Source organism: Pseudomonas sp. NA-150 (assembly GCF_044336365.1).
GTDB lineage: Bacteria > Pseudomonadota > Gammaproteobacteria > Pseudomonadales > Pseudomonadaceae > Aquipseudomonas.
The window spans coordinates 4,669,885-4,687,465 of sequence record NZ_CP172305.1 but is presented as its reverse complement, the minus strand read 5'-3'; the positions used below and the strand labels follow the sequence as shown (position 1 = coordinate 4,687,465).

Annotated in this window: 15 protein-coding genes, 1 other RNA gene and 1 pseudogene; 10 read left to right on the top strand and 7 right to left on the bottom strand. The window is 59.5% G+C overall.

Annotated features, from left to right (window positions below; genetic code table 11):
* Positions 1-162 precede the first annotated feature (162 nt).
* Together ligA and ACF0H7_RS22175 are read left to right on the top strand one after the other, a co-directional pair.
* A complete protein-coding gene (gene ligA / locus ACF0H7_RS22180; RefSeq protein ID WP_397449000.1) occupies positions 163-2,523 on the top strand; it encodes an NAD-dependent DNA ligase LigA in 2,361 nt (786 codons plus the stop codon).
* 138 nt (positions 2,524-2,661) lie between these two features.
* The gene (locus ACF0H7_RS22175; protein ID WP_397448999.1) at positions 2,662-3,831 is read left to right on the top strand and encodes a putative zinc-binding metallopeptidase; all 1,170 of its coding nucleotides are present in this window, start codon (positions 2,662-2,664) and stop codon (positions 3,829-3,831) included.
* 70 nt (positions 3,832-3,901) lie between these two features.
* Here the strand turns inward: ACF0H7_RS22175 and ACF0H7_RS22170 are convergent, their stop codons facing one another.
* Positions 3,902-4,408 carry a GNAT family N-acetyltransferase gene (locus tag ACF0H7_RS22170; protein WP_397448998.1) on the bottom strand — a complete coding sequence of 169 codons (507 nt, stop codon included), beginning with the start codon at positions 4,406-4,408 and terminating at the stop codon, positions 3,902-3,904.
* Positions 4,409-4,687: 279 nt separating this feature from the next.
* On the opposite strand from ACF0H7_RS22170, the gene ffs reads away from it, so the two are divergent.
* The 3 genes from ffs (at position 4,688) to ACF0H7_RS22155 (ending at position 6,012) form a co-directional block, all read left to right on the top strand.
* Positions 4,688-4,784: signal recognition particle sRNA small type (ffs, locus tag ACF0H7_RS22165), an RNA gene on the top strand.
* Positions 4,785-4,866: 82 nt separating this feature from the next.
* Positions 4,867-5,418, top strand: a complete 552-nt coding sequence (locus ACF0H7_RS22160) for a hypothetical protein (RefSeq protein ID WP_397448997.1) — start codon at positions 4,867-4,869, stop codon at positions 5,416-5,418.
* A 186-nt stretch (positions 5,419-5,604) separates the two neighbouring features.
* Positions 5,605-6,012 (top strand): hypothetical protein, encoded by a 408-nt coding sequence (locus ACF0H7_RS22155; protein ID WP_397448996.1) that lies wholly within the window; start codon positions 5,605-5,607, stop codon positions 6,010-6,012.
* 167 nt (positions 6,013-6,179) lie between these two features.
* On the opposite strand, the gene ACF0H7_RS22150 is transcribed toward ACF0H7_RS22155, so the two are convergent.
* On the bottom strand, positions 6,180-7,124 hold the full coding sequence (locus tag ACF0H7_RS22150; RefSeq protein ID WP_397448995.1) for a Dyp-type peroxidase: 945 nt from the start codon (positions 7,122-7,124) through the stop codon (positions 6,180-6,182).
* A 134-nt stretch (positions 7,125-7,258) separates the two neighbouring features.
* Here ACF0H7_RS22150 and ACF0H7_RS22145 point away from each other — a divergent pair, with 134 nt between their 5' ends.
* Positions 7,259-7,705, top strand: coding sequence for a hypothetical protein (locus tag ACF0H7_RS22145; protein WP_397448994.1), 447 nt, complete (start codon positions 7,259-7,261; stop codon positions 7,703-7,705).
* A gap of 45 nt (positions 7,706-7,750) precedes the next feature.
* Here the strand turns inward: ACF0H7_RS22145 and ACF0H7_RS22140 are convergent.
* A pseudogene (locus tag ACF0H7_RS22140) lies at positions 7,751-9,734 on the bottom strand (methyl-accepting chemotaxis protein).
* Positions 9,735-10,263: 529 nt separating this feature from the next.
* Here ACF0H7_RS22140 and ACF0H7_RS22135 point away from each other — a divergent pair.
* The gene (locus ACF0H7_RS22135) at positions 10,264-10,875 is read left to right on the top strand and encodes a glycoside hydrolase family 19 protein (RefSeq protein WP_397448993.1); all 612 of its coding nucleotides are present in this window, start codon (positions 10,264-10,266) and stop codon (positions 10,873-10,875) included.
* 26 nt (positions 10,876-10,901) lie between these two features.
* Here ACF0H7_RS22135 and ACF0H7_RS22130 read toward each other — a convergent pair whose 3' ends face one another.
* Positions 10,902-11,441 carry a hypothetical protein gene (locus ACF0H7_RS22130; RefSeq protein ID WP_397448992.1) on the bottom strand — a complete coding sequence of 180 codons (540 nt, stop codon included), beginning with the start codon at positions 11,439-11,441 and terminating at the stop codon, positions 10,902-10,904.
* Between the two features lie 260 nt (positions 11,442-11,701).
* Between ACF0H7_RS22130 and ACF0H7_RS22125 the strand changes: the two genes are divergently transcribed.
* A complete protein-coding gene (locus ACF0H7_RS22125; RefSeq protein ID WP_397448991.1) occupies positions 11,702-12,514 on the top strand; it encodes an SDR family NAD(P)-dependent oxidoreductase in 813 nt (270 codons plus the stop codon).
* A gap of 276 nt (positions 12,515-12,790) precedes the next feature.
* On the opposite strand, the gene ACF0H7_RS22120 is transcribed toward ACF0H7_RS22125, so the two are convergent.
* Positions 12,791-13,606: an SDR family NAD(P)-dependent oxidoreductase gene (locus tag ACF0H7_RS22120; protein WP_397448990.1), complete on the bottom strand. Its 816-nt coding sequence runs from the start codon at positions 13,604-13,606 to the stop codon at positions 12,791-12,793.
* Between the two features lie 131 nt (positions 13,607-13,737).
* The gene (locus ACF0H7_RS22115) at positions 13,738-14,631 is read right to left on the bottom strand and encodes a DUF2167 domain-containing protein (protein WP_397448989.1); all 894 of its coding nucleotides are present in this window, start codon (positions 14,629-14,631) and stop codon (positions 13,738-13,740) included.
* A gap of 231 nt (positions 14,632-14,862) precedes the next feature.
* Here ACF0H7_RS22115 and ACF0H7_RS22110 point away from each other — a divergent pair, with 231 nt between their 5' ends.
* Positions 14,863-15,327: an aminoacyl-tRNA deacylase gene (locus ACF0H7_RS22110; RefSeq protein ID WP_397448988.1), complete on the top strand. Its 465-nt coding sequence runs from the start codon at positions 14,863-14,865 to the stop codon at positions 15,325-15,327.
* A gap of 86 nt (positions 15,328-15,413) precedes the next feature.
* Entirely contained in the window at positions 15,414-15,653 is a 240-nt protein-coding gene (locus ACF0H7_RS22105) for a DUF2789 domain-containing protein (protein WP_397448987.1), read from the top strand.
* Between the two features lie 154 nt (positions 15,654-15,807).
* Here ACF0H7_RS22105 and ACF0H7_RS22100 read toward each other — a convergent pair whose 3' ends face one another.
* Complete coding sequence (locus ACF0H7_RS22100; RefSeq protein WP_397448986.1) at positions 15,808-17,508, bottom strand: acid phosphatase; 1,701 nt, start codon at positions 17,506-17,508, stop codon at positions 15,808-15,810.
* Between the last annotated feature and the right edge of the window lie 73 nt (positions 17,509-17,581).

Here is a 17,581-nt window from a genome sequence, read left to right as displayed (position 1 = left end):
CGGAACCTGTAGGAGCGAACTTGTTCGCGAGGCGATATGTCTGACAGACCGCGTTCAGGCACTCGCCAACAAGTTGGCTCCTACAGGGGCGTTGCCAAATTCAAAACCGCATCATGAATTGAGCAGCTTCGGCTGCTCTTTTGCTTTTCGAGAGAACACCGTATGACCGCCGAAACTCGCATCCTGGAACTGCGTGCCGAGCTGGACCAGCACAACTACCGCTACCACGTCCTCGACGAACCGAGCATTCCGGACGTCGAGTACGACCGCCTGTTCCACGAGCTCAAGGCGCTGGAAGCCGAACATCCGCACCTGATCACCCCCGACTCACCGACCCAGCGTGTCGGCAGCGCAGCGTTGTCGGCGTTCACCCAGGTGCGTCACGAAGTGCCGATGCTCAGCCTCGGTAACGCCTTCGAAGAAAACGACATGCGCGAGTTCGACCGTCGCGTGGTGGAAGGTCTCGACCTGCCCACGGGCGACCTGTTCGGCGACGGCGCCCACGTGCAGTACAGTTGCGAACCGAAGCTTGATGGCCTCGCCGTCAGCTTGCTGTATCAGGACGGCGCGTTGGTACGCGGTGCCACCCGGGGTGATGGCACTACCGGTGAAGACATCAGCGTCAACGTGCGTACTGTGCGCAACATCCCGCTCAAACTGCACGGCAGTGGCTGGCCAGCGACCCTCGAAGTGCGCGGCGAAGTGTTCATGTCCAAGGCCGGTTTCGAACGCCTCAACGCCAGCCAGCTGGAAGTCGGTGGCAAGACCTTCGCCAACCCGCGTAACGCAGCCGCCGGCAGCCTGCGTCAGCTGGATTCGAAGATCACCGCCAACCGCCCGCTGGAGTTTTGCTGCTATGGCCTGGGCCAGGTCTCCGAAGAATTTTCCGACACCCACATCGGCAATCTGCAACAGCTCAAAGCCTGGGGCATGCCGGTCAGTCGCGAACTGAAACTGGCTGACGGCATCGCCGAGTGCCTGGATTATTACCGCGACATCGGTGAGCGGCGTCTGTCGCTGCCGTACGAGATCGACGGCGTGGTGTTCAAGGTCAACAACATCGCCTCCCAGCGCGAACTGGGCTTCCGCGCCCGTGAACCGCGTTGGGCCATTGCCCATAAGTTCCCGGCGATGGAAGAGCTCACCGAGTTGCTCGACGTGGAGTTCCAGGTCGGCCGTACTGGCGCGGTGACTCCGGTCGCACGCTTGAAACCGGTCAAAGTTGCCGGCGTGACGGTGGCCAACGCCACCCTGCACAACATGGACGAAGTCGCGCGTTTGGGCCTGATGATCGGCGACACGGTGATCATCCGCCGCGCTGGCGACGTGATTCCGCAGGTGGTGCAAGTGGTGCTGGAGCGTCGCCCGGAAAACGCGAGAGCGGTGCAGATCCCCGAAACCTGCCCGGTGTGCGGCTCCCACGTCGAGCGCACGCAGTTGATCAAGCGCAGTAAAGGCAAGGAGACCGTCAGCGAAGGCGCGGTCTATCGCTGCGTCGGACGCCTGGCCTGTGGCGCGCAACTCAAGCAGGCGATCATCCACTTCGTTTCCCGCCGCGCGCTGGATATCGAAGGCCTTGGCGACAAGACCATCGAGCAGTTGGTGGATGAGAAACTGATAGGCTCGCCTGCTGATTTGTACAAGCTCAAGTACGAACAGATCATCGATCTGGAAGGCTTTGCCGAAGTCTCCAGCAACAAGCTGTTGAAGGCTATCGCCGAGAGCAAAAAGCCGGCCCTGGCGCGCTTTATCTACGCGCTGGGGATTCCCGATGTGGGCGAAGAGACGGCCAAGGTGTTGGCGCGGTCGCTGGCGTCACTGGAACGGGTAAAACAGGCGTTGCCGGAGGTGCTGACGTATTTGCCTGACGTCGGTCTGGAAGTGGCCCACGAGATCCACAGCTTTTTCGTCGATGACCACAACCAGCAGGTCATCAGCGCGCTGCTGGGCGAGTGCCAGTTTGAACTGCAGGACACCGGTGACCTCGGCGCCGAATTCGCCGCCAGCGCGACGCTGGGCGGCATGCTCGACAAACTCAACATCCCTGCGGTCGGCCCCGGCGCGGCACAGAAGCTGGCAGACAAATTCGGCACCCTTGAAGGCGTGGTCAAGGCCGATTGGCTAGACATGCGTCAGGCCCTTCCGGAGAAACAGGCCAAGGCCGTGCGCGATTTCTTCGACGTGCCCGAAAACGCTGCGCGAGCGCTGAACATCGAACAGCAACTGAAAGACTTCGGCATGCACTGGCAGAGCGAGAAAAAAGTCGTCGAAGGCTTGCCACTGGCGGGGCAGACTTGGGTGTTGACCGGTTCGCTGGAACTGATGAGCCGCGATATCGCCAAGGAAAAACTCGAAAGCCTCGGCGCCAAGGTGTCAGGGTCGGTGTCGGCAAAAACCCACACCGTGGTGGCCGGGCCGGGGGCGGGGTCGAAACTGACCAAGGCCAATGAACTGGGGCTGAAAGTGCTGGATGAAGAGGCGTTTGTGGCATTCCTGGGTAAACACGGGATAACCGCTGCCTGATCTATCGCCATCGCGGGCAAGCCCGCCCCTACATCGGTTTGCATTCCCCTGTAGGAGCGGGCTTGCCCGCGATCCGTTTCACACGGAACCCTCACCGCCCCAGATGATCTAGTGCAAGCAGGCCACAAGGAGATCGTCATGTTCCAGTTCTTCGAACAACTCACCTCGCGCATCGCCGCGCCGTTCGTGGGCGAGGGCAAGCGCAACAGCAAGGTCTGGCAGTGTCACTGCGGGCAATCGATCTTCTTCCGCAACAGCCAATGCCTGGCTTGTTCTGCGGCGCTGGGCTATCTGCCCCGGGATGGCAAAATGGTTGCCCTCGAACCCGCCCCGGAACTCAATACCTGGCGTGTGACTGACGGTCCTGAGGCTGGCCTCTACCGCCGCTGCGCCAACCTCGACACCCCGGCTGCCTGCAATTGGCTGTTTCCGGCACTCGATGTCGGAGATTTCTGTATCGCCTGTCGCCTGAACAACACCATCCCCGACCTGACAATCGCGGAAAATGGCCCTCGCTGGCGCAGGGTCGAAACCGCCAAGCGGCGTTTGATCGCGCAACTGATCTCGTTAGGGCTGGACGTGATCCCTAAAACCCAGGATGAAGCCACTGGCCTGGCCTTCGACTTCATCGGTGTCGACCAGGAAGGCAAGCGACCGACCACCGGCCACGCCAACGGCCTGATCACCCTCGACATCAAAGAAGCGGATGACGACCACCGCGAACTGATTCGGGTGCAGATGCGCGAACCGTACCGCACCTTGCTCGGCCATTTCCGACATGAAGTCGGGCATTACTATTGGGATCGGCTGGTCGCGCGCACCCACTGGGAAGAAGGATTTCGCACCCTGTTCGGCGACGAACGCGCCAGTTATTCCGAAGCGCTGGAAAACCACTACCAGAACGGTGCGCCGTTGAACTGGGAACAACGCTTCGTCAGTGCCTACGCCACCATGCACCCGTGGGAAGACTGGGCGGAAACCTGGGCCCACTACCTGCACATGATGGACGCGGTCGACACCGCCCTCGGCTTCGGCATGAGCGCTCGGGAGATGGACATTCAGTACCCGCCATTCTTGCTGGAGAGCCTCTACGACCCGCAACACCCCGGCGGCCCGGCGTTTTTGTCGTTCGTCAACGCCTGGATCGAACTGGCCGGCATGCTCAACGAATTGTCCCGCAGCATGGGCCAGCCCGACTTCTACCCGTTCGTCCTGCCACCGGCCGTGATCGGCAAACTGCACTTCATCCACCTGGTCATCCAGGGCGCCGGCGGCAAGGCCGATGAGGTTCTACAGGCCAACATATAACCCCTATAAGAGCTGCCGAAGGCTGCGAACGGTTTTCATGACCCGCCGCTATCGCAACCTTCGGCAGTTCCTACAGTTCATTCGCCTCTGTCCGCAAATCCAACACCAAGCGCCGCTCATACCCCACCCGCCCGCGATAGCCATTGCCGGTATCGACCCAGCCCAATCCCAGATACAACCCCCGCGCCGCCTCATTATCCGCATCCACCGACAGCATCAACTGCGTCACATCCGGCCAAATCCGCCGCACCACCTCTGGCAACGCGTGCAAGCACAACTTGCCCAGCCCACGGCCCTGCATCCGGAAATCAATCTGCAACGCATGCAACGTGGCGGAATCCTTATCCGCCCACGGCGGCAACAACGCCCCGCGCTTGAGCAGCAGAAACCCCGCAGGCCGTCGCTCGACCAGCAAGGCAAACCCGCGAACAGCCGGAGTAGGGCGGTCCAGCAGCGAACTCAGCGCACTCTGAATATCCCCGGAATACAGCTGCTGCTCAGGCAACACCTCGATGCGCTCCAATTGCTGGCGCTGAACATCAGTCAGGTCGTCATAACAGAACAACTCGGTCCGCATGCTTGAATCCCCTTCTGTCCGCCGTACGGTCTGCGGCGTCTATTCTCCCACAGATATCCACGATCAAAACGTGTAGGCGCGGTTGCAGTTGATCCAGTTATTGGGGGGATTTCATGCGCAAAGTCCTGAATCCAGGCGCCGCTCGACCTCAGGCCTGCCCCCACCACACAAGTGCTTGAACCCCCTCAAATTTTTAATCTGCAACCAACGGTTGTAACTTGGCGTGAGACCGGTACAATGGCGCCGTTCGCCGTCAGGTGAGCGTCGTTATGGTGACCCTATCGGTCCCCTCGCATTGATTAGCCGTGAACCTGGTCAGACCCGGAAGGGAGCAGCCACAGCGGTGACATTGAGTGCCGAGGTGTGGCTGGTGGGGTTGCCTCCATAACGCTTCTGCAATACCTAATCCCCTTATTTCACATTCAAGCGCCCGATTCAGATCAGCGTTGCGTTTTCTCGTGCCTGATATTCGAGACCTACTGCTCTGTCCCACGTCGCCAGGAGGCACCCTGAAACTCCGCCATCTGATTCCCTGCCTGTTGGCCGCCTCGACACTCGCAGCCTGCGCCACAGCTCCCCTGAGCCCCTCCGAGCGAGAAGCCCAACAAGCCGAAACCGCCAAGGCCCGCGACTACTTCGCCCGCAAAATCCAACTCACCGACGACGGTGGCGACCGGGCTGGCTACACCACAATAGAACTGAAAAACACCCCGACCGGTTACATCGTCGCTTACTACGGCGAGCGCAAATCGTCGCCTGTGTTCACGGATGAAGTGACGGAGTGCATCGGCAAACTAAGCCCGTCGCCAACGCTGGATTGCACGTTGTTCGACGGCTATCACCGCTGGGTGGGGGTGACGTTTACAGTGGTCTCCGAAGATACCGTTGTGAGCGATCCAAGGCTGATACCGCTGCAGAGCCATATCAAGATTGCCAAGGGTGGATTGTTGGTCGAGACACGACACTCGCCGCAGAGCTGGCGGTTTGCCGGAAAATTTGTGGGGGATTGAGCAAAACGGGACGAGCAAAACGGGACGGATTTATTTCAGCGAGAACGTCCCGTTCTATTACTGAACTGACAGTTCGCTACCCATGTGCAGGCAATGTCGCTGGCAAGGGCTGACCGGCCCAGTGCCATCGTGCCGATAGCGTGTAGAAGCTATGCTTAAAGTCTGAGATTCGCTGTGGAGAACAGCATGCGCCAGCCATTCGTTCTACTGATTCTGGGCGCGCTCGGAGCTTGCAGCAGTACGCCAATACCTCCAGCCGATCCGCAACACGCCTGGGTCGATATGTACACCACCTCTGGCAGGCTGATGATGGCCGACCGCCTGGATGGAAAACATCTTGCTGACGGGCGTTATTTCCAGGTGACGCCGGGGCAGCATGAGCTGGTAGTGCGCCTCGATTTCGAAGTCTTTACTGGCTTCAACAGCGGCTCCTTCGATCGCATTTGTTACCTGACCGTACCCTACAACGACTTCGCCGCTGGCCAGCGCTATCGACTGGAAGCACGCGTGGTCGTCCAACGCCCCGAAGTTCGTTTATACGATGCTGAACGCAAGATCGTGGCCACAGACCGTGAATTGCGTTGCCTGAATTGATGGAAAGCGGGACGGGTTAGCGAACGGTGGAATCGAGCGTTGCCCAACTCTGTAGGAGCTGCCGAAGGCTGCGAAGACGCCAGAACAGTCGCCGCGTTTTAATGCCAATCGTCCGAGTGCGGGACAAACCTTCGGCAGCTCCTACAGTCATCTAACCGGCTTTCTTTCTAATCCCCCAGCCCATCCAAAAAATCCGCCGAAGGCACAAAAAACAACCCGCCCGTCACCGCCGTACTGAAATCCAGCAACCGGTCATAATTGCCCGCCGGCCGTCCGACAAACATATTTTCCAGCATCTGTTCAATAGGCTGTGGCGAGCGTGCGTACCCAATAAAGTAAGTACCAAACTCCCCAACACCCGGTCGACCAAACGGCATGTTTTCACGGAGGATTTTTACTTCTTCGCCATCTTTGGTAATCGTCGTCAATGCACTGTGCGAAGAGATCGGTTTAACCGATTTATCCAGTTCTATATCGGACAACTTGGTGCGCCCGATAACCCGTTCCTGGGCTTCGACGGACAGGTCGTTCCAGGCGTTCATGTTGTGCAGGTATTTCTGCACCAGCACGTAGCTGCCGCCGGTAAACGACGGGTCTTCGTCGCCAATGATGGTGAAACCGACTTTTTCGTTATCTTCCGGGTTTTCGGTGCCGTCGACGAAGCCGATGATGCTGCGCATGTCGAAGTAACGGAAACCCTGGACTTCATCGACAACCGAGACCGCGTCGCCCAGCGCTGACATGAGTTGTGTAGCCAGTTCAAAGCACAGGTCCATTTGCTCGGCGCGGATGTGCAGCAAGATGTCTCCGGGGGTGGCGAGCGCGCGGCGCTCTGCCGGGCCGAACTCACGGAACGGGTGCAATTCGGCAGGGCGTGGGGTGCCGAACAGGGTGTCCCAGGCGTTGACGCCGAAGCCGCAGACGCAGGACAAATCACCTTCCGGCACACGTTGGCCGACCGCGCGGGTAAGGGCGGCAATGTCACCGCACCAACTGCGCACTTTCGCGGCGGCTTCGCTGCCGGGGGCGAGGGTGGCGACGATGAAAATCGCGCTGCGGGTGAGGGGGCGGCAGATGGTTTGAGGCGCGGGCGTTTTGTTGGCTATTGGCATCGTTGTCATCAGTAGTTGTGCGGGCTGCGGGACAAAATCCGAAAGGCAGGAGATTAACAGATGGCCTTCAATAGTGAACGCGATCGACAACAATCTCACCTAGACTCAACTCATCACGTCTTGGGATCATGACCATGATCACCACCCCACGTTTTTTCTGGTTAATCTGCGCCAGTGTCGCTCTGCTGGGCGGATGCGCAAGCCAAGCCCGTCAAGAATCGCAATTGGTCCGTGTCGACTTGACTGCCGTAGGGCAAAACATCGGGAACATTGGCTATGTAACGCTGATATCCCGCCAAGAAACCACCGATTTCAGCTTCTTTGTGAGTGGTACCTCCGGCTACTTGAGGCCGGTTCGTTTGTATGCCTTTGTCTACCCAGGCCCCTGCTCAAACCGCGGACCAAAACCGCTGTATGGGATGAACGATAACGTGGTCACCAGGCGTGTTGCGACAGGCTGGAGCTTCAACCGGGAAGCCAAGGTGCCGCTGAACACGTTGCGTGCTGCGCATTACTCGGTAGTCGTCGCCAACGGTGCAACAGAGGGTAATGCAGAGCAGTTCTGCGGAGATATTCCTTGAGGTAGTGAAAGATCAGGGCCGGGTTATATCCCCGGCCCGTTTGGCTTAATCCCTAAACCCCATCAACTGTTGCCCCAACGATCCCGCCTGCTCCCGTAGCTGTTTCGACTGATCCAGCAAGCTGCGAATCGCCACATCGTTCTGTTCGGAAATCCGGCTTACGCCCTGAATCGCCACCGACAGCTGTTCGCCGGTCGCTGCCTGGCTTTGCGTCTGGCGGGCCACTTCGCTGATGCGCGTCAGAATTTGCTGCGCATGTTCGCGAATCTGTTCGACGCCCTCGGCAGAGGTGGTCAGTTGCACCACGCCCTGGCGCATGGCTTGCCCGACGTGTTGCACGTTTTCCACGGTGTTGCGCACGTCGGAGCCGATGGCGTCGATCATGCCGCCGATTTCGCCGGTGGAGCGGCTGGTGCGTTCGGCCAGTTGCCGCACTTCATCGGCGACCACCGCGAAGCCTCGGCCTTGTTCGCCGGCGCGGGCGGCTTCGATGGCGGCGTTGAGGGCCAGCAGGTTGGTCTGGTCGGCGATGCTGCGGATCACCGCGAGGATGCCGGCGATTTGTTGCGAGCGTTTTTCCAGGTCGCCGACGGTGCCGGCGACGCTGTCCATGGTCTGGTCGATACGGGTAATTTCGCCCAGGGTCAGGTTCATTTCCTCGGCGATGTTCGAGGTCAGCACTTCGGTGTTGCGCGCCAGTTGCTCCACGTCCTCGGCCTGTTGCGCCATTTCGGTCACAGAGTGGGCGAGGGCAGTGACGCCGCTGGCCATTTCCTCGGTGGCGGTGTGTTGCGCGGTGGCGCGCTCGGCCACCGCGTGGGCGGTGGCGCCGAGGTGATCGGAGATGTGCATCAACGTTGCGGTGCTCTGGCGGATCGAACCCACCAGCCCGCTGAGGCGCTGGATGAATTGGTTGAAGGCCGCCGCCAGTTTGCCGGTTTCGTCACCGCTGGCGTTGTTCGAAGCGCAGTGCCAGTTCGCCCTGCCAGGCTTCGATGCCCGAGGTCAGCCCGGACAGCGGACGGATATGCCAGCCCAGCAGGTACCAGAGCACGATGGCCAGCAACAGCAAGGTCGCGAGGCCAATAGCGACGGCGGTGTAGAGGAAGTGGTTGATGTTGGCCATGGCTTCGGCCACCGGGTAGCTGACCATCAGCGACCAAGGGTTGGGGGCCTTGCCGATGTGGACCGGGTGCAGCACGAAGTTCCAGCCATCGCGCTGGAAATGATACGACTGGCCGGCCTTGATCGCGGCTTTGGCTTCGGCGGGCAGGTCGTCGGCGGTTTGAGCTAGACGTTTGGTATCGGGGTGACTGGCGTACCGGCCGTCGGTCGACAGCAGGGCGGCGTAACCCTTGTAGATGTTGATCTTCGACAGCGCGGCGGTGATGCCGTCCAGCGGGATGTCGACCCCCGCGACGCCCACAGCCTGGCCGTCTTTGATCAGCGGCAACATGATCGAGGTCAGCATCAGGCGCTGTCCGCTGCCGGTGGTGTAGGCGTAGGGTTCGGTCGCCCAGGGTTGACGACTGTGCAGCGGACGGTAGTAGTACTGGTTGTCAGCGTTTTCCGGGGCATAGCCCGAGAGTGGCTCGGAGGCGGTGCTGCCTTTGGCGCGATTCCAGTACAGCAAGTAGCGGCCACTGGCGTCGGTCTCGGGTTGCCCCGCGTACTGGGCATCCTTACCGTCAAAGGCGTTGGCCTCCCAATACTGGCCCAGGCCCAACAGTTGCGGATTGACCTCGAACAACTGGCGGGTGACCGCGTCGGAGGTCTTGCGGTCGACATGGTTCTGGCTCATGGCCAGCGCGGCGGCATTTAAGGATTCAGCAGCGGACCAGCCTTTGCCCAACTCGACTTCGACGTCTTTGGCGTTGGCCTTGACCGTGGTATCGACCAGATTGGCTGTTTCTTCGAGCGAGGAGCCGTACGAGATGTAAGCAATCGACCCAAGCAGTAGCGTCAGGACGATGAACGCGCCGATCAGCGAGGTCCAGAACAGTTTGAAATGTAGCGAGCGGTTTGACATGAAACGTTTCCAGAGGGAGTGGACACGTAGATCAGCGGGAGAGAGAGGATTCGTCCGTGAGATCTGAGAGGAAATTATGAAAAAACGCACTATTCTGTGGCGTTTTGCCACTATATAACGCGTTGATTGATGAAGCAATTGCCGAATGACCAGGAAGTCATGGCCGGGTCGAAGGCTCTGGGTCGGGCTCGGGCCGCCATTTCAAGAAGGTGGGCAAGGGTGAACAAGACCGGTCAAACGCTGTTTGCGTGCTGCAGTGTGAGTCCATGATCTAGACTTTTCGGTGAGTTGCACCCTCCCTACCTAGTGTTCTGCCGTTGGGCACGTTCGATCTCTTCCCTCTGGAGAGCTTCGTATGCCGGATGACGTCATTCCTGCCTTCGAACGCCCGCAATATATCGGCGATATTTTCTTTGCGTCGTATGCGGTCTGGTCACGAGAGTTTGCTATTCAGAATGTGAGGCTTCATTCAGCGCTGACGTGCTGTGAAACAACGCCATAGGGACTTATTTTTTCAAGGAGAAAGAACATGACAATAACTCAACAGCAATTACTGCAAATACTGCCCAATGCCAAACCGGTGGCGAGTGTGTTTGTGCCGGCGCTGAACGCGACGATGGACACGTTTCAGATCAACAACCGATTGCGCAGGGCGGCGTTTATCGCGCAAGTCGGTCATGAGAGTGGTCAGTTGTTGCACGTGAGCGAGAACCTCAACTACAGCGCTCAGGCGTTGCAGGCCACGTGGCCCAAACGGTTCGATGCGGCAACGGCGGCCAGGGTCGCCCGCCAGCCTGAGGCGATCGCCAATATTGCCTACGCCTCGCGTCTGGGCAACGGACCGACAGCGTCAGGTGACGGTTGGAAATTCCGTGGGCGCGGGCTGATTCAGGTCACCGGTCGAGACAACTATGCCGACTGTGGCAACACCCTTGAACTGGAACTGGGCAATCATCCGGAACTGCTGGAAGAGCCAGACAACGCGGCCTTGTCGGCGGGATGGTTCTGGGAAAAGCACGGCTTGAACAGCCTGGCCGATGCCGGGCGGTTTTCCGATATCACTCAAGTGATCAATGGCGGGCAGAACGGTGCCGACGAACGCCTGGCTTTTTACACCCTTGCGTTGAAAGTGTTCACCTGACCAGCGCTAGTTTAAGGCCCAAGCCGTCAGTGGTAGTCGCAATGAGTTTTCCAGTGGCTCGAATCCGACGGGCCACACGCTTCGAACTCCGATAAAACACTAGCCCCTGCCTGCAATTGTTCGCAGTGTGACTTGGTGCTCAGGTCGCCAAAGGCTTGTAGCGCCACCCCCAACAGCCCCTCATGTTCGTCGTCGCGCAACAGGTGCGAGGCGATGTACCAGCGTTGGTAAAGCTGCTCTTCCAGCGACAAGGCGCCCACCTCACTGGCATTCATCACCGCCCAGAACGCCAGGGCTTCGGTGTCCTCGGGGTCCACTTCGAACAGGGCATTGGCATCGGCGGGGCGCGGGCTGAACAGGTTCTGCGCCTTGTGCATCAGGCGAAAGTACTCGGGCGGCGCCAGCGTGTTGTCCTCCTGAGCGGAGGTGTTCTTGAGAATCGCCGCGGCGGCCCCGACCAATGTCTGCACCGCCACCGGATCGGCGCTGGCGAACAGCAGGCGGATAGCCAGGTTGAGTTGCCGGTGGGCGGCATCGAGGGTCGAAATGCGTAGCGAATCGGTCATGGCAACCAGAACTCCTCGTGGGCTAGCGGGCCGTGCTGCGGCGCTTGATCACATGAGTTTAGGTGAGCGCCGGTCAGACGCAGGTGTTTCTGTCATCCGGGCTTTTTCAGCGATGGCCGGGCAAAGGTGTTGACATATTGGATTATGAGCATCATCCTAATTTTAATTGGATTACGAATGTAATCCAATTTTATCCCTCATTCTGAAGAACGCCATCGCGGTATTCCTCTCGAACGACACTGCCAATCATCGAGGCTTAAATGAACGACTCAACCAAAGCAAATAACAAGGGTACGGCTGTGGTAACCGGCGCATCCGCCGGTCTGGGCAAGGTCTATGCGGACCGCCTGGCGCAGCGTGGTTTCGACCTGGTGCTGGTCGCACGTAGCCAGGACAAGCTGGAAAGCCTGGCGGCGGGGTTGCGCAGCGACTATGGCGTGGCGGTGCGAACCCTGGTGGCTGACCTGTCGGCCGAGACTGATCTGGAGAAGGTTGCTGCAGACATCAGCGCAGATGCGAGCATCACCCTGCTGGTCAACAACGCCGGCGCGTCGACCCTGGGTTCGGTGTTCGACCTCAGCGACGCCAAGCGTGACGAGATGAATAAGGTCAACGTCACCGCACTGGTGCGCTTGAGCCACGCCATTGTGCCGCAATTCAAGGCACGCGATCGGGGTACGCTGATCAACATCGGTTCGGTGCTGGGTTTCTTCAACTTGCCGATCAGTACTGTGTACAGCGGCACCAAGGGCTACGTGGCGAGCTTTACCCACGGCTTGCAACAGGAAGTGGCGGAAACCAAGGTGGTGGTGCAGCTGGTGTTGCCAGCAGCGACGGCGACCGATATTTGGGAGAAGTCGGGCGTGCCAATCACGGTGCTGGACCCGGCCAGTGTCATGACCCCGGAAGATTGCGTTGACGCGGCGCTTGCCGGTCTCGATCTGGGTGAGGCGGTGACCTTGCCAGCAGTTGAAAATGCTGAACTGTATGCGGCATATCAGGCGGCTGCGGCAGCCTTGTTCGGCGCTTCGCAGAATGGCAAACCTGCTTCGCGTTACGGGATCAAGCACTGATCTTCAGGCGCCTGTACTGACGCCTTCGCCAACACATTGGCTCCCACAGGGATTTGTGGTTGGACAAAAATCTACGGTTGCGCCCCATTTTGTAGGAGCTGCCGAAGGCTGCGATAAGGTCGGAACGACCTTCGCGATGGCGATTGTTCGCAGCCTGCGGCAGCTCCTACAGGGATTGTGTGTTGCCTGGGAACATAGAATCTCCCACACTAAATCCGGGGATAGCACCAATAGGTGCACATCCTCGCCAACAAGTTGGTTCCTACAGGCTTTGCGCTACTTGTTGGCGCGGCTCTTCACGCCAAAACGTTCGGCTGGGGCATTGCGCGACAGGTTCGGCATCAGCTTCTGGCGTGCGGCTTCATACGCATTCCAGTCAGCGGCTTCCGGCAGCGACGGGATGGTCACCAATTCGCCCTGGTCCAGGCCCGCCAGCGCGGCGTCGACCATGTCTTCGGCGTTCATGACGATTTCTTTCGGCAGGTATTCCTCCGGCGTACCGGCGATCTCCCAGAATTCAGTGCTGGTGGCACCCGGCAATACCACTTGCACACGGATGCCTTTAGCGCCGACTTCGTGGTGCAGCGATTGCGACAGGGCCAGCACGTAAGCCTTGCTGCCACCGTAAACACCGTTGAGGATTTCCGGGCCCACCGCGACAATCGAAGCGATGTTGATGATGGTGCCGGCGCCACGGGCGAGGAAGCCTGGGACAACAGCTTTGGTCAGGTGGGTCAGGGCGATCACGTTGAGGGTGATCATATCGTCCATCTTGTCGATGTCCGAATCCACCAGCGGTGCGGTAGCGCCGACGCCGGCGTTGTTGACCAGCAGGGTGATGCTGGAGTCGGTGCGCAGGATGTTTTCGACGTGACGCACGCCTTCTTTGCTGCCCAGATCAGCTTCAACCACTTCGAAGCTGCGACCGGTTTCGTTGGTCAGTCGGGTGGCCAGTGCGTTGAGGCGGTCGCGGTTGCGGGCAACCAGGATCACGTCATAGCCGCGTTCGGCCAGACGCTGGGCGTAGATGGCGCCAATGCCCGACGAGGCGCCAGTGACCAGGGCCGTGCCTTTGCTCGATACAGTGCTCATTGCTGTTCTCCAGTGGGGCCGGCGATGCGCCGGAATGAGCAGCAGAGTAGAGCGCCAGGGTCGCGGCCTCAATGACGTAGATGCCACCTTTTCGGCCATCGGAAGCAAGGGTTTTTAATGCATGGGATGCTCTATTTACGGTTAAACAGCTTGCGAAAGAACCCCGCCACCACCAACAAGCCCACTACCAGAAACTTCTTCGCCGCCAACAGCAGTATCCCCAGCTTGGCGAACAGCCCGACCTTGCTCGCGATGCCGCCGGCGACCAACGCCGCGAGTCCGAATTTGGCCAGTTTGTCGGTGCTGGAGTTGTAATCGGCGTAGCGGTTGCCGTCGGTAAAGTTGGCGAATTCGAGGACCTTCGGCAATTCTCGCTGAATGGTCGGCAGGTCGTTCATCGAGGCCACGGCGTTCAGCTCAAGGACGCCCTCACGGCCGAGCACGCGAATGCTGTAGTTGAGGGTGTTGTCGTTGGCGTCGTCGGCTTTCAGTTCTTTGGCCCAGAACATTTTGTGGGTTTGATCGTCATAGCGTGGCGGCTCTGCCCAGCCCAGCAGCCTCAAGCCGGCGTAGCCTTTTTTGCGGCGTTCCTTGTTGATGTCCTCGTCTTCTTCCTGCATTTGCTTGAGCAGTTCGCTGTAGTCGATCTTCGCCGCGTCTTCGTCGGAGATGTGCCCGTCGTCGTTGTAACTGATCAGCACGCCCCAGCCGCCACGGGACATCGGGTTAGTCGCCGTGGGAATGATCATGCCCAGGGTTTTATGGCCCGGCGGATTGCCCCAGCCATCGACGATCAGGCGTTCGGTGTCGTCGGGTGTCAGGTAATAGAAGTCATCGTTGAGGTTAAGCGTGGCGATGTCGCCTGGCAGGTCGACGGTGCCGTGCTGCGGTTTCAGGCTCGCCAGAAACTGTTCGATGGTCTGTTTAGGCTGGCCTGCATCGTGGGCCGCCGGGGTTGCTGCGTAGACAGGGCCAGTGGCCGCACACAGCAGCAAGGCTGCCAGCAACACGCGTAAACCTTTCATCGTAGTCCCTTACATCTTGGATTAAATAAGCGGGTAGCTTATCTGAATAGGCTGGCTAATCGCCAGCGCATGCCGGGTTCGACGAGCGGTTAGCTCATTCTCGACTATGCCCGGCCACCGATAGCCGTAACTGTTACAGCCAGCAGCCGCCGCTCCGCCGAGTGCTGCCTAAACTCAGTGGAGTGTGAAGGCGGCTGTTGTGCCGCCTTGTACCAGGCGAGGAGGTGCATCATGCGTATGGCAAGAGCAGTAAACGAGCGGTTGGTCAGATCGGGGTGTGAGTACGACATCGTCGCTCATCCGCATTCCGCGACCAGTCTGGAGTCCGCTCGGGTGGCCAGTATTCCCGCGGAGCGGTTGGCCAAATCGGTCATTCTGGATGACCAGCACGGGCACTATCTAATGGCGGTGATACCCGCCAACCGTCACCTGGACCTGAGTAAAGTGCAGGTCACCGGTGATTGGCAAATTGCCCAGGAAAGCCGCTTACCGCATTTGTTTGGCGATTGTGAGCGTGGCGCGATCCCGGCTCTGGGCGACGCCTATGGCATGGATATGTGGCTGGATCCGGCGCTGACACGCCAGAGTGAGGTTTATCTGGAGGCGGGTAATCACAACTACCTGATCCACATGAACATGGATCAGTACCTGAAGTTGGTGCCGCACGCGCAAGTGCGCGAGCTGAGCAAGTCCTGAAAAATCTCCATTCCGCCAGGTCGTGGCTGATCGCGCCCGACCTGGCGCCATCCCCGCAAGCCACCGTTCGAACTTGGGAGAATCCCGTGGAATCACCTGTGCACAGCTTGCCGTCGTTATTTGAACAATTGGGGCTCGAAGCCGATCCGGTCGGCATCGACGCCTTTATCACCAGCCATTCGCCGCTCAAGCCCAACCTGGTGTTATCCGATGCGTTTTTCTGGTCACCGGCCCAGGCCGCGTTTTTGCGGGAGGAGACGTTGGGGGACGCGGATTGGGTAGAGGTGATTGATCAGTTGAATTTGATGTTGCGCAAGAAGGGGTGAGGTTGGGTGCAGACAGGCCGCTTTCGCCTGAAGGCGCTAACTTGCGAGCGATTTGTTTGAAGCGATATTCCTGATACTCCGCCTCTCGAACAAGTTCACTCCTACAGGTCAATGCAATCCCCTGTAGGAGCGAATTTGTTCGCGAGGCGGTTTTTCAGCTAAAAAACTCCAACGCATTGGTCAAATCACCCATGGCGTTTTGGCCGCGAGTCAGCATTGCTTCATCCCGCTCCTTGATCCCGTCCAGTTTCTCCAGCCCATGAATCCGCGTAATCAGGCGCAGGATCGAGGCGGTGTCGTATACCGTGTGGTCCACCGTGCCTTTCTTGGCGAACGGCGACACCACGATGGCCGGAATCCGCGTACCTGGGCCCCAACGGTCGCCCTTGGGCGGGGCCACGTGGTCCCACCAGCCGCCGTTTTCATCGACGCAGATGACGATCACCATGTTTTCCCATTGCGGGCTGTTGCGCAGCACTTTGATCGCACGGGTGATGTGCCGATCCCCGGACGCCACGTCGGCGTAGCCAGCGTGCATGTTCAGGTTGCCCTGGGGTTTGTAGAAACTCACCGCTGGCAGCTTGCCGGCCTGGGCATCGGCGAAGAATTTGTTGGTGCTCGACTCATCGCCCAGCCCGCCGTCACGCAGACGTCTGGCGCGTTCGTCCGGGTTTTCCGGGCCTTGTTTCTTGAAGTAGTTGAACGGCTGGTGGTGGTACTGGAAGTTCGGGATCTTCGGAATACCGGCCGAATCCTTGAACTGATCGACCGTGGCCTGCCAGGCACCGGCGTACCACGCCCAGTCGATGTTCTTCTTCGACAGCTTGTCGCCGATGTGGTCGTGAACCTGCGGCACCAGCGTGTTGGCCACGTCCGGCTTGGCATACTCGGGCCGCGCCGGGTCGCGCAGCCAGGTCGGCCAGTAGGGCGGGGCCATGGTGTTGACCGCATAACCGTCCGGCGTCAGCAGGCTCGGGCCGAATTGCGGTGGGCCGGTCATGGCGCTGGCCGGGGACTTGTCCAGTGGCTTGAGGCGAATTTCGTGGGGATTGTCGCTCATCAGCGTAGCGATTTGCGGTTTAGCCGGCGAGTTGGCCACATCCGGATAAAACGGCACCGCCGCCGAGATCAGGTATTGGTGATTGAGGAACGAACCACCGAAAGCACCCTGAAAGAAGTTGTCGCAGAGCACAAACTCGGTGGCCACGTCCCACAGTCGCAGCGAGTATTCGGTTTGCGCATAGTGACCCATGGTCAGGCCGCCGGAGTCTGCCCAGGCCACGAACTGGTCATTTTTGCCGCCGTTGATTTGCATCTGGTTCTGATAAAACACGTGCCACAGGTCGCGGGTCACCAGGCTCAGCGGCAAATCTTCGCCATTCGGACCTTTGAGTGCATAGGGTTCGTTGAGCAGGCTTTCCTGGAACTGGGTTTCAATCGGATAGGTCACGCCGTCGACGGTTTGCGGCCCGATCTGCAACACGCCACCCCAGGTTGGCGGCAGGGTTTCCAGCAGGGTGCCGTCGCGATCACGCTGTTTATAGACACTCGGGTCGACCGCCGCGAGGGGTTTCTCCACGCCGGGGAAGTTGCCGAACAGGTTGTTGAAGCTACGGTTTTCGGCGTAGATCACCACCACGGTTTTCAGGTTGTCGCGCAGGGCCTGGTCCAGCGCGGCGCCGGTCAGCGGTTTGTCGCCAGGCAGGGCGGGAGCTTCGTCAGCCGACACATAAGCGCTCAGGGTGGCGCCTGCACCCAGCGCGGCAACACCGCCGAGAAATCGCCGTCGGCCGGCGTCGGGCGGGGCATCGCCGGCCGTGGTTTTGCTTGCGTCGTCTTCTTTGTTATCGCTCATAGCGGTTACCTGCCTGCTTGGCTGAAGTCGGGATTGCGGAATTCGAGGAGCGTATCGGGGCAATGTGACGCTA

Coding starts and splice junctions, on each gene's coding strand:
- ACF0H7_RS22110 (WP_397448988.1), top strand. CDS start 14,863: ATGCGTATGGCAAGAGCAGTAAACGAGCGGTTGGTCAGATCGGGGTGT.
- ACF0H7_RS22175 (WP_397448999.1), top strand. CDS start 2,662: ATGTTCCAGTTCTTCGAACAACTCACCTCGCGCATCGCCGCGCCGTTC.
- ACF0H7_RS22120 (WP_397448990.1), bottom strand. CDS start 13,606: ATGAGCACTGTATCGAGCAAAGGCACGGCCCTGGTCACTGGCGCCTCG.
- ACF0H7_RS22125 (WP_397448991.1), top strand. CDS start 11,702: ATGAACGACTCAACCAAAGCAAATAACAAGGGTACGGCTGTGGTAACC.
- ACF0H7_RS22145 (WP_397448994.1), top strand. CDS start 7,259: ATGATCACCACCCCACGTTTTTTCTGGTTAATCTGCGCCAGTGTCGCT.
- ACF0H7_RS22135 (WP_397448993.1), top strand. CDS start 10,264: ATGACAATAACTCAACAGCAATTACTGCAAATACTGCCCAATGCCAAA.
- ACF0H7_RS22170 (WP_397448998.1), bottom strand. CDS start 4,408: ATGCGGACCGAGTTGTTCTGTTATGACGACCTGACTGATGTTCAGCGC.
- ACF0H7_RS22130 (WP_397448992.1), bottom strand. CDS start 11,441: ATGACCGATTCGCTACGCATTTCGACCCTCGATGCCGCCCACCGGCAA.
- ligA (WP_397449000.1), top strand. CDS start 163: ATGACCGCCGAAACTCGCATCCTGGAACTGCGTGCCGAGCTGGACCAG.
- ACF0H7_RS22115 (WP_397448989.1), bottom strand. CDS start 14,631: ATGAAAGGTTTACGCGTGTTGCTGGCAGCCTTGCTGCTGTGTGCGGCC.
- ACF0H7_RS22150 (WP_397448995.1), bottom strand. CDS start 7,124: ATGCCAATAGCCAACAAAACGCCCGCGCCTCAAACCATCTGCCGCCCC.
- ACF0H7_RS22100 (WP_397448986.1), bottom strand. CDS start 17,508: ATGAGCGATAACAAAGAAGACGACGCAAGCAAAACCACGGCCGGCGAT.
- ACF0H7_RS22155 (WP_397448996.1), top strand. CDS start 5,605: ATGCGCCAGCCATTCGTTCTACTGATTCTGGGCGCGCTCGGAGCTTGC.